The following is an 8656-nucleotide window of genomic DNA, read 5'->3' as shown; positions in this document are numbered from 1 at the left end:
CTGAAACGAGTTCAGGATGACGAGGTCTCCCTCCGGTGAACTATTGCGCGCTTTATTGCGCGAGCGATTTCTCGATATCGGCGACCGGGCTGTTGATCAGCGTCTTGGCCTGTTCCAGCACGATCTTGTCGCTCACTTCCTGATGCAGCAGCGGGCGGATTTCGCCCAGCGTGTCGGGATCGGCGACCAGGATCAGCCGCTCGTAGGCGCCTTGTGGGCCAGGTCATAGAGCTGCTCGGCGATGATCTTGGAGAAGGTCGCCTCCATGCTTTCCCGCGCCGACTGTTCGGGCGGGGATTTGCCGGAGGGGCCCTGATCGGCCAGATCTCCGGGTGTCCAGTCGCCGTCATGCTCCAGCGATCCGCTGCGCACATAGAAGGTCTTGGCCTCCCTGCCCGTGGCGACGACGACAAATGTTTCTTCCGGAAAATTCAGGTTACCCATATTCATGTCCTTTTTTGGTTCGGCTAATCAACGCGGTAGCCGGGGAAAGGTTGCCTGCGGGGGCGGATGGCGGGGCGGTGATCCCCTCCCCCTCGTCATCCTGAACTTGGTTCAGGATCTCCCAAAGATTGCGCGCTGCCGATGGGGGTCCTGAACCAAGTTCAGGATGACGATTACTGCTCCCCGCCACCGCGCCTTTGTCACAATGGAGTCGCGCATAATTCTCCAAATTGTCACGCGGCGACCGTCAACCTGTCACAGCCTTGCTGCACTGCACCATCCGTTCCCGTGTCGCACATAAAAGGCTGAAAGCTTCCATGACAAAATATACTCCCGCCGCCCTGTCCCGTCCCTCCTTGATCGCGCTCGCTGGGGCGTTGTTCGTCGCCGGAGCCGCCCCGGCCCTGGCGCAGACCGGCACCGATGATATCGCCGACGACAGCGACGGCGACGTCATCATCGTCACCGCGCAGAAGATCGAGCAGAAGTCGACCGACGTGCCGATCACCATCTCGGCCAACACGGGCGAGCGGATGAAAGAGCTCGGCGTGTCCGATCTCGACGAATTGTCCAACTATGTCCCCGGCCTCAATATCCAGGAGCAGAGCGCCAACAATCCGGGCGTCGTGATCCGCGGCATCACCTCGGACAGCGGTTCGGCGCAGCAGGCCGCCCGCGTCACGCTTTACTATAACGGCGTCGATATCTCCCGCTCGCGCGGTTCCTATCAGGATCTCTACGATATCGACCGGGTCGAGGTGATCAAGGGCCCGCAGGCGACCCTGTTCGGCACGGCGTCTGCGGTCGGCGCGATCAGCATCATTTCCGTCCGGCCCCAGCCCGGCTTCTCCGGCGAGGTCAGCGCCAGCTATGGCAATTATGACGCCTATACGCTGGGCGGCCATCTCAATGCCGGCAATGATGTGATCGCGGTGCGGGTCGCTGCTGCCCACAAGAAGCGCGACGGCTATGTCACCAATCTCGCACCGAACCAGGAGGATCTCTATGCGCAGGACCAGCTGGGCGCCCGCGCATCCTTCCGCTTCACGCCGAGCAGCACCTTCACAACAGACCTGATCCTGACCTATGACCGGCAGCGCAATTCGGGCACGCCGTTCATTTCCGGCACCCTGCCGACCAGCGCCGGACCGGCCGATCCGTTCGGCGTCGCCGATATGCGGGGATCACCCTTCTCCGCCGCCGTGCTGGGCGATGACAAGCTCGGTCTGGTCCGCGATGTCTATGATGCCAATCTGACGATGAGCTGGGACTTTGCCGACGACTGGAACATCACCATGGTCAACGGTTTCCGCAAGTTCAATTCCAACGAGGTGTTCGACGCCGACGGCTCTGCCGCCTATTTCCTGGAATTCGCCGAGGATGCCAACGGCGAACAGGGCAGCCATGAAACCCGCTTCACCTATAATAATGGCAGCACCTTCCGCGGCAGCTTCGGCTGGAATTTCTTCCGCGAGGACAATAGCCAGCGGGTTCCTTTCTCGACCGATGAAGTCACCTATTTCCAGTGTCTGGCCCAGGTCTTCGTGGCGGGCGTGCCCTGCGTCGATGGCAATGGCGTGCCAGCCGGCGACGCGATTCCGGCGCTGACCGGCGGCGCGATCAACACCATCCCCTATCAGGCGGTGTTTGAAAATCTTGGCAAGAATGACAGCTATTCGGTGTTCGCCGATGGCACATGGATCCCGAGCCCCAGCCTCGAGATGACCGCAGGCGTGCGCGTGCTGATCGAGAAGCGCCGGTCCGGCTATCGCGCCACCGCGCCGGGATCGGTCATCACCGGCGCCCCGCCCTTTGCCATCACCGACACAGCCGGCCAGACGTTCCGGACAGAGGACAGTTTCTCCGCAATATTGCCGCGTTTTAACGTTCTGTACCGCTTCTCCGACGCCATCAACGGTTTCGCGACGGTCTCCAAAGGCCGCCGCTCGGCAACGGTCAACGCCGGCGCCACCGCCACGCCCACCGGACCGGTCGGCGACTTCAGCGATATCGCGCCGGAAACAGTCTGGAATTATGAAGTCGGCCTGAAAGGGGCTGCGGGGCCATTTTCCGGTTCGATCGGCGTTTACTATCAGGTCTATGACAATTTCCAGGTCACGGTTGCCGATCCGGCCAGACCGGGCACCACGACCACGCTGAGCGCCGGTAGCGCCAGCAATTTCGGGGTTGAGGCCGAGGTCAATGTCCGCGCCGCCGACTGGCTGAACCTGTTCGCCAATATCGGCTATATTGACGGGGGGATTGATGACAAGCCGGGCAACGGCAATCTGGCGGGCTCGCGCTTTCGGCTCCAGCCCCAGGTGCAGGCAGCGGCCGGCTTCACGATCGACTATCCGATCAATGACAGCACCCGCTTCTTTGCAACGCCCAGCGTCACCCATCGCAGCCGGGTCTATTTTGAAGCGCCGAACAATATTCTGACCAGTCAGAAAGCGGTCACGCTGGTCAACCTGCGCGCGGGTTTTTCCTTTGCTGACGATCGGTTCGAAATTGCCGGTTTTGTCCGCAACCTGACCAATAAGGACTATCTTCTGGACGCGGGCAACACCGGCGGCGCCTTTGGCATCCCGACCTTCATCCCGGCGGAACCGCGCTTCTACGGCGTCCAGGCCAGCGCCAAATTCTAGCCGTCAGTAACAGACTCTTATTCCCGGCAAGGCTACGGCCTTCGCCGGGAATAAGCCGACTGTCCGCGCTGCGGGAATCCAGTCACCTTTCCCGCCGCAAACCGGCCCGCAAGGGCGGATGTCCGGCTTCATGGCAAATATTTGTTAACCCTATTTTACACCCGCCACCTAGTCAGGTTCTGGTAAATTCAAACCGCACCTGCAGGATGGCCCGACGACATGGATCTAGCGCCGCAATCGGAAGAAAACTGGCAGACATCCTGGCAAACTCCATGGCGGTCGCCAAAAATTCCACCGGAAATCCGCTCCTCGGTCGAGCAGATGCAATTGCACCGGGCAATGACCCATGTGCCGATGATCTATCTGGTCGCGATATTCAATTTGATCGCGGTTATGGTCCTGTCGGCCCACGAAGGGGTCGAGCCAATCTATTACGGCTGGATGGGGCTGCTCGCGGTCGGCTGCGTCGGGCGGATGGTCATGTGGATCCGCTATCCGAAAGACCCGGAATCGCTTGTCCATTCGCAAAAGATACTTCGCAATCTCTCCGTCCTCTCGGTCGGCATCGTATCCTTTCTCAGCATCTGGTCGGTGTTCATAATTACCTCCGGCATGTTCGCCAACCAGATGTTCATCCCGATGTCGCTGGTCTTCGGATCGACCTGTATCGCCCACTGCCTGGCCTGCATCAAAAAGGCAGCCGTCACTGTCCTGTTCGTCGGCGTCATTCCCTCGGCGGTAGCATGATTCTGGTCGGCGGATTTGACGACATGATCATGGGATGGAGCATGATCACAATCGCGCTGCTGATGATCCGGTTCATCATCGACAGCTATAACCAGATTATCTCCGGCCTGATCATGCGCCACACGATATGGAAACAGGCGCATAGCGATCCGCTGACCGGGCTGGCCAATCGCCGGGCGATGATGAACCACCTGCTACTGGCAGAGCAGTCTTTCGCCAGCAGCGGCAACGGCTTTGCCGTCGCCCTGATTGATCTCAATCATTTCAAGCAAGTGAATGACAATCTGGGCCATGATGTCGGCGACCATCTGCTGGTCGAGGTGGCCCGGCGGCTGAAGCGCTGCTGCGCTGCAGAAGAAATTGTCGGTCGCCTTGGAGGCGACGAATTTCTGATCCTGATGCCCGATGTGAACGTTCACGATCAGGCGCTGGCGAGAGCAAGCGCCTTTTTGGCCGGCTTTGCTACGCCAGCCGAAATCGAGGGCCATATCCTGACTCCGTCAGCCAGCGTTGGCATTGCCGTCCAGTCGCTCGACGGCAACGGCACCGAGCAATTGCTGAAAGCTGCCGACGGTGCCCTCTACGAAATGAAACGCAGCGGCAAGAGCCCGCGCAACCCGGCCAAGCCGGTGTTGCGCAATATCGCCTGACGCGCGTACGATCCGGTTGACGAAGAAACCGTTCATCATCTTCCGTGCAATATCACGAGATTTGCAACCAATATCGGCCTGCCATGTTCTTCCCTGACGAGATTATGCGCGATCGGACAGTCCTACCTGTCTGAAAACACGTACTGCATCGGGCGGGCGATCATCATATGCTCCGCTGGAAAAATCAGGAACCGGAAACCATGAAAGCCATTGTCGTCCTTGTCGTTGCACTGGCCTTTGCCATTGCGCCATTTCTGTCGCCGGAATTTGGCGGGATCGATCCGGACCGTTACCCGGTACCACAGAACAATCCGCCGGTTCAGCCTGTCGGCTGGGCTTTCAGCATCTGGGGCCCAATCTATCTGTGGCTGGTCGCCCACGCCGCGATGGGTGCCTTCAAGTTCAGACAGGATCCGGAATGGGACAAGGGCCGTATCGCCCTGGGGCTGTCGTTGGCGGTCGGTACCATCTGGCTGCCGGTTGCTCTAGTATCGCCGATCTGGGCAACGATCCTGATATGGATCATGCTGATCGCAGCGCTGGTCGCTACCTATCGGTCAGAACAGGCCTCGCCCGCCTGGATCGCCAAATGGCCGCTCGCGCTATATGCGGGCTGGCTTTCCGTAGCCTCCTTCCTGTCCATCGGACTACTGCTAGCGGGATATGGATTTGTCGGTGAATTTACGGCTGCGGTGATTGCTCTTCTGCTGGCAGTCCTCTTCGCCGGCTATAATGCCATGCGCCTGAAATCCTGGCCTTATGCCCTCGCCGTGTCCTGGGGTTTTTCGGCATCGCCGTGGCCAATATGGGTTCCACGATGCCATTGGCGGTTGCGGCCGTGTTGGCCGCGGTTGCTATCCCGGGTCTGACGGCCCTGACGAGACAATCCCTAGGCTAGACAATCTCTACGCTGGCGCGCCTCTACCAGCAACCACTCGTTATCCTGAACCCGTTTCAGGACCCCTTGAGATTGGGCACCGACGCTGGTGGTCCGGAGCCACAGGCCACCGGGGGAGGTAAATGCGTTCAGGATGACGGGAAGCGCTTATTGCCGCGTCCGGCTCAACGGTAACCACAGCAACAGCAGCCCAATGACAGCCGGTCCGGCCTGCACCAGCGCGATATCGGGAGAGACGCGCCAGGCACCGAAAATGCCCGCCGTGGCGACGAACAGCAGGAAGCCGCTGGCAACCTTCCGCTGCCATTCGGCATTGCGGATGAACACCGACCAGATCAGGCCGGCCGCCACACAAAGATTGTAGACGCCCTGATTGGCAGCCATCGCGGTTGTCGGTTCGAACAGGCTGGCGGGGAGATCGGGAAAGGTTGCCGGCCCCTGCGCCTGCCAGGCAAATATCCCGAACCAGGCGATATAGAGATGGAGTATGGCAACCAGCGCGATCATGATCCTGGCAAATATAGGCACGCAGCGACTCCCGGTTTTCTGGTTCTTATAGGCGGTAAATCTGCAAGCTCAACACGGCTTGCCGGCCGAGATCATCTGGTCACGATCGCAAATTGCTTTCCTACATCGCCTGATTTTGATAAATGTTGCACTGGTTCTTTGACATTTTGAGCGGCCATGTTTTCGGCCGCTGCATATTCAGCGACACCAGCCGCAGGCCCCGGATTTTCTAAGTTCTTAACACTGTAAAGTTTGTAAAGTTCGATCCATGGCGGCGGGTTTGCTTTTTTCCTTGGCGGGGCCAGTTCAGACATGGTCAGAAGCCCTGACAAAACCCGCTCCTGGCCCGAGGTTCCACGAACTTTGGCCTAGCCGCGCTCGCCGAGCACCGCATTTTCGATGCGGATACGGTGGCGCAGCAGGATCGCGTTGAGGACAGAGAAGACCAGAGCCACCCACGGCAGGCCGAGCATCAGCGGCACGATCGCGATCTCCAGGACCACGACGAGATAATTGGGGTGGCTGATATATTTATACGGCCCGCGTTTGACCCGGTCAAAATGCGGCGCAGAGATGATTCTGGTCGTCCACCAGCGGCCGATGCTCGCCAGCGTCCAGATGCGCAAAATTTGTGTGCCGACGAACAGTGCCAACATCGCTGGCGAAATCTCATGCTGTGGATCGACCAGCAAGGCGATGACCGCGATCCAGGCGCTGTGGAGGAAGATGAAATATTGATAATGGTCCGCACCATGTTCCTGGCCCCCTTCGCCGAGCAACCGTCTGGTGTTGCGGTTGGCATGGACCAGTTCGCCCAGCCGCTGGACGACAATATAGACCAGCACCCAGGTCACCAGTGTCGGACTGGCCGTGAAAATCGCGCCGAGCGGATCCTTCATGCGGCACCTTGCGGATCGAGGATCGCAAGCGCTGCGGTAAAGCCGGGGCCGAGTGCGGTCAGCAATATCGGCTTGTCGGGCTTTTCCGCCAGCAGCTTGTCGAGCACGAACAACACCGTTGGCGAGGACATATTGCCATGATGACGCAGCACCTCGCGGGTTGCCGGAATGCCCGCAATACCGGGCGCAAAATATGCTTCCAAAGCTTCCACCACCCTGCCCCCTCCGGGATGGCAGGCGGGTTCGGAGAGATCGGACATGCCCAGATCCTGAGCCGTCAGAAAGTCATCGCAAAAAGGCGCAAAATCCTTGGCGACAAAGCTGGGAATATCCCGTGCCAGCACCAGATCGAAGCCAGTTGTGCCGATGTCCCAGCCCATCATGTCGCGGGTATCGGGCCATGTCTTTTGCGCAAAGGCACGAAAAGCCGGTGCGCCGGCCGGCGCGTCCTTGCCACTGAGCACCGCTGCGGCACAACCGTCGGCAAACAAAGCGGTGGCGATCATGTTCTTCTTGTCAAATTGGCTATAGTCATAAGACAGGCTGCACAATTCCAGCGAGATCATCAGGACATTCTGACCCTCGCCCGCCACCGCCAGATCATTGGCCAGTTGCAGGCCGAGCACGCTGCCGGCGCAACCATAGCCGAACACAGGGATCGTCCGGGTCGACGGGTCAAAGCCCATCGTCTCGATCATCCGGCTGGGAATAGAGGGCGTCATCGTGCCGGTGGTCGAGATCAGAACAATTGCGTCAATGTCGGGCGCCACAAGCCCCGCCTTGTCCAGCGCATCCCCGGCCGCCTTGTGCGCCAGCCGCGTACCGACCTGATCATAGATAGCCGCCCGCCCGGTCCAGCTGCGCGGTTCCAGATAATTGTCTGCCTCGCAGGCAAGATAGCGTTGCTCGATCCCGCTGTTCCCGAGTATCTGTTCCAGCCGGGCCGGAAGCGCCGCTCCCCTCGCCTTGGCCAATACCGCCAGTACGTCAGTCTGGCTGATCCGGTGTTCGGGAACCGCCGTGGCAATGGATCTCAATACGGACATGGGGGACTTTCGCTCATCATCACGGGCTTGTTACATCAGATAGACCAAGGAAACACGCAAATCTGGTGCGTTGCACCATAGCACGTATGGATACTGCTAAAGAAATATTGCGGAGTGGTGATAAGACAGGAAATAAAAAGCAACTATTACGGTGCCTTAACCGAAAGAACATGGATTATTGTGCACTGCACCATTTTCTTGACATCGACAGGTCGATGCCTTATTTGTGCACTGCAACATAGAAGTGAGATTACCGATGGCTGATACGAAGAACGAAATATCCTCTGCCCCGGCAGATAAAGTAACCAGCTCGCTCTCTGCTGATGCGGCTTATGCTGCAGCGGCCACCGCGACTGTCGAGAAGGCCGCGGCTGAACAGGCCCCGGTAACGACCGAAACCAACAAGCCGGTGGCTCCCGCTGCTAAACCGGCAACAGCGGCAAAGCCTGCTGTCAAGAAAACCGCAGCGTCCAAACCGGCAGCGAAGAAGCCCGTAGCAAAGCGTAAAGTTGCTGCGAAGCCGGCTGCCAAGACCACATCGAACAAAACGACCAAAGGAACCAAGAAAATGGCTACCACCAAAACCACCGCAACCAAGCGCGTTGTGAAGAACACCAAGGCCGCCAACACCAAGGCCGCCAACACCGCCAAGAAGACCGCTGAAAAATGGGTTCGCGCTTTGAAAAGCTGACCGCCGATGCGCAGGCTCGCGCCAAGGCTGCTGCTGACCGTGCCGTTGCACTGTCGAAGAATGCTGTTGAATTCAACCGCGAAAATGTTGAAACCCTGATCGAAAGCGGCAAGATCGCTGCAAAGG

Annotated in this window: 11 protein-coding genes; 5 read left to right on the top strand and 6 right to left on the bottom strand. The window is 59.0% G+C overall.

Annotated elements, in window-relative coordinates; translation table 11 throughout:
• Nucleotides 1–52: 52 nt before the first annotated feature.
• Nucleotides 53–160: a hypothetical protein gene (locus C8024_RS23635; protein ID WP_367947380.1), complete on the bottom strand. Its 108-nt coding sequence runs from the start codon at nucleotides 158–160 to the stop codon at nucleotides 53–55.
• 32 nt (nucleotides 161–192) lie between these two features.
• Nucleotides 193–444 carry a hypothetical protein gene (locus tag C8024_RS20465; RefSeq protein ID WP_217272250.1) on the bottom strand — a complete coding sequence of 84 codons (252 nt, stop codon included), beginning with the start codon at nucleotides 442–444 and terminating at the stop codon, nucleotides 193–195.
• Nucleotides 445–761: 317 nt separating this feature from the next.
• Between C8024_RS20465 and C8024_RS15435 the strand changes: the two genes are divergently transcribed.
• From C8024_RS15435 to C8024_RS15420, 4 genes are all read left to right on the top strand, one after another.
• Nucleotides 762–3092: a TonB-dependent receptor gene (locus C8024_RS15435; protein WP_173206762.1), complete on the top strand. Its 2331-nt coding sequence runs from the start codon at nucleotides 762–764 to the stop codon at nucleotides 3090–3092.
• Nucleotides 3093–3311: 219 nt separating this feature from the next.
• Nucleotides 3312–3839, top strand: coding sequence for a hypothetical protein (locus C8024_RS15430; RefSeq protein ID WP_173206759.1), 528 nt, complete (start codon nucleotides 3312–3314; stop codon nucleotides 3837–3839).
• Nucleotides 3836–4489 (top strand): GGDEF domain-containing protein, encoded by a 654-nt coding sequence (locus C8024_RS15425; RefSeq protein ID WP_173206756.1) that lies wholly within the window; start codon nucleotides 3836–3838, stop codon nucleotides 4487–4489. Before C8024_RS15430 ends, C8024_RS15425 begins: the two co-directional genes overlap by 4 nt.
• A gap of 167 nt (nucleotides 4490–4656) precedes the next feature.
• Nucleotides 4657–5358: a tryptophan-rich sensory protein gene (locus C8024_RS15420; RefSeq protein ID WP_173206753.1), complete on the top strand. Its 702-nt coding sequence runs from the start codon at nucleotides 4657–4659 to the stop codon at nucleotides 5356–5358.
• 176 nt (nucleotides 5359–5534) lie between these two features.
• Here C8024_RS15420 and C8024_RS15415 read toward each other — a convergent pair whose 3' ends face one another.
• The 4 genes from C8024_RS15415 to C8024_RS15400 all read right to left on the bottom strand — a co-directional run bounded on the left by C8024_RS15415 (nucleotide 5535) and on the right by C8024_RS15400 (nucleotide 7839).
• Nucleotides 5535–5915: a DUF1304 domain-containing protein gene (locus C8024_RS15415; RefSeq protein ID WP_173206750.1), complete on the bottom strand. Its 381-nt coding sequence runs from the start codon at nucleotides 5913–5915 to the stop codon at nucleotides 5535–5537.
• A gap of 71 nt (nucleotides 5916–5986) precedes the next feature.
• Nucleotides 5987–6208: a hypothetical protein gene (locus C8024_RS15410; RefSeq protein ID WP_173206747.1), complete on the bottom strand. Its 222-nt coding sequence runs from the start codon at nucleotides 6206–6208 to the stop codon at nucleotides 5987–5989.
• A gap of 54 nt (nucleotides 6209–6262) precedes the next feature.
• Complete coding sequence (locus C8024_RS15405) at nucleotides 6263–6793, bottom strand: isoprenylcysteine carboxyl methyltransferase family protein (protein ID WP_173206744.1); 531 nt, start codon at nucleotides 6791–6793, stop codon at nucleotides 6263–6265.
• Nucleotides 6790–7839 (bottom strand): type III polyketide synthase, encoded by a 1050-nt coding sequence (locus C8024_RS15400; protein WP_173206741.1) that lies wholly within the window; start codon nucleotides 7837–7839, stop codon nucleotides 6790–6792. Before C8024_RS15400 ends, C8024_RS15405 begins: the two co-directional genes overlap by 4 nt.
• A gap of 256 nt (nucleotides 7840–8095) precedes the next feature.
• On the opposite strand from C8024_RS15400, the gene C8024_RS20460 reads away from it, so the two are divergent.
• A complete protein-coding gene (locus tag C8024_RS20460; protein ID WP_217272249.1) occupies nucleotides 8096–8530 on the top strand; it encodes a hypothetical protein in 435 nt (144 codons plus the stop codon).
• The last annotated feature ends 126 nt before the right edge of the window (nucleotides 8531–8656 follow it).

This window comes from Sphingopyxis sp. BSNA05 (assembly GCF_013265645.1).
Lineage (GTDB): Bacteria > Pseudomonadota > Alphaproteobacteria > Sphingomonadales > Sphingomonadaceae > Parasphingorhabdus.
Note: the sequence above shows the minus strand (reverse complement) of the source record. Positions and strands in the feature narration are given on the sequence as shown.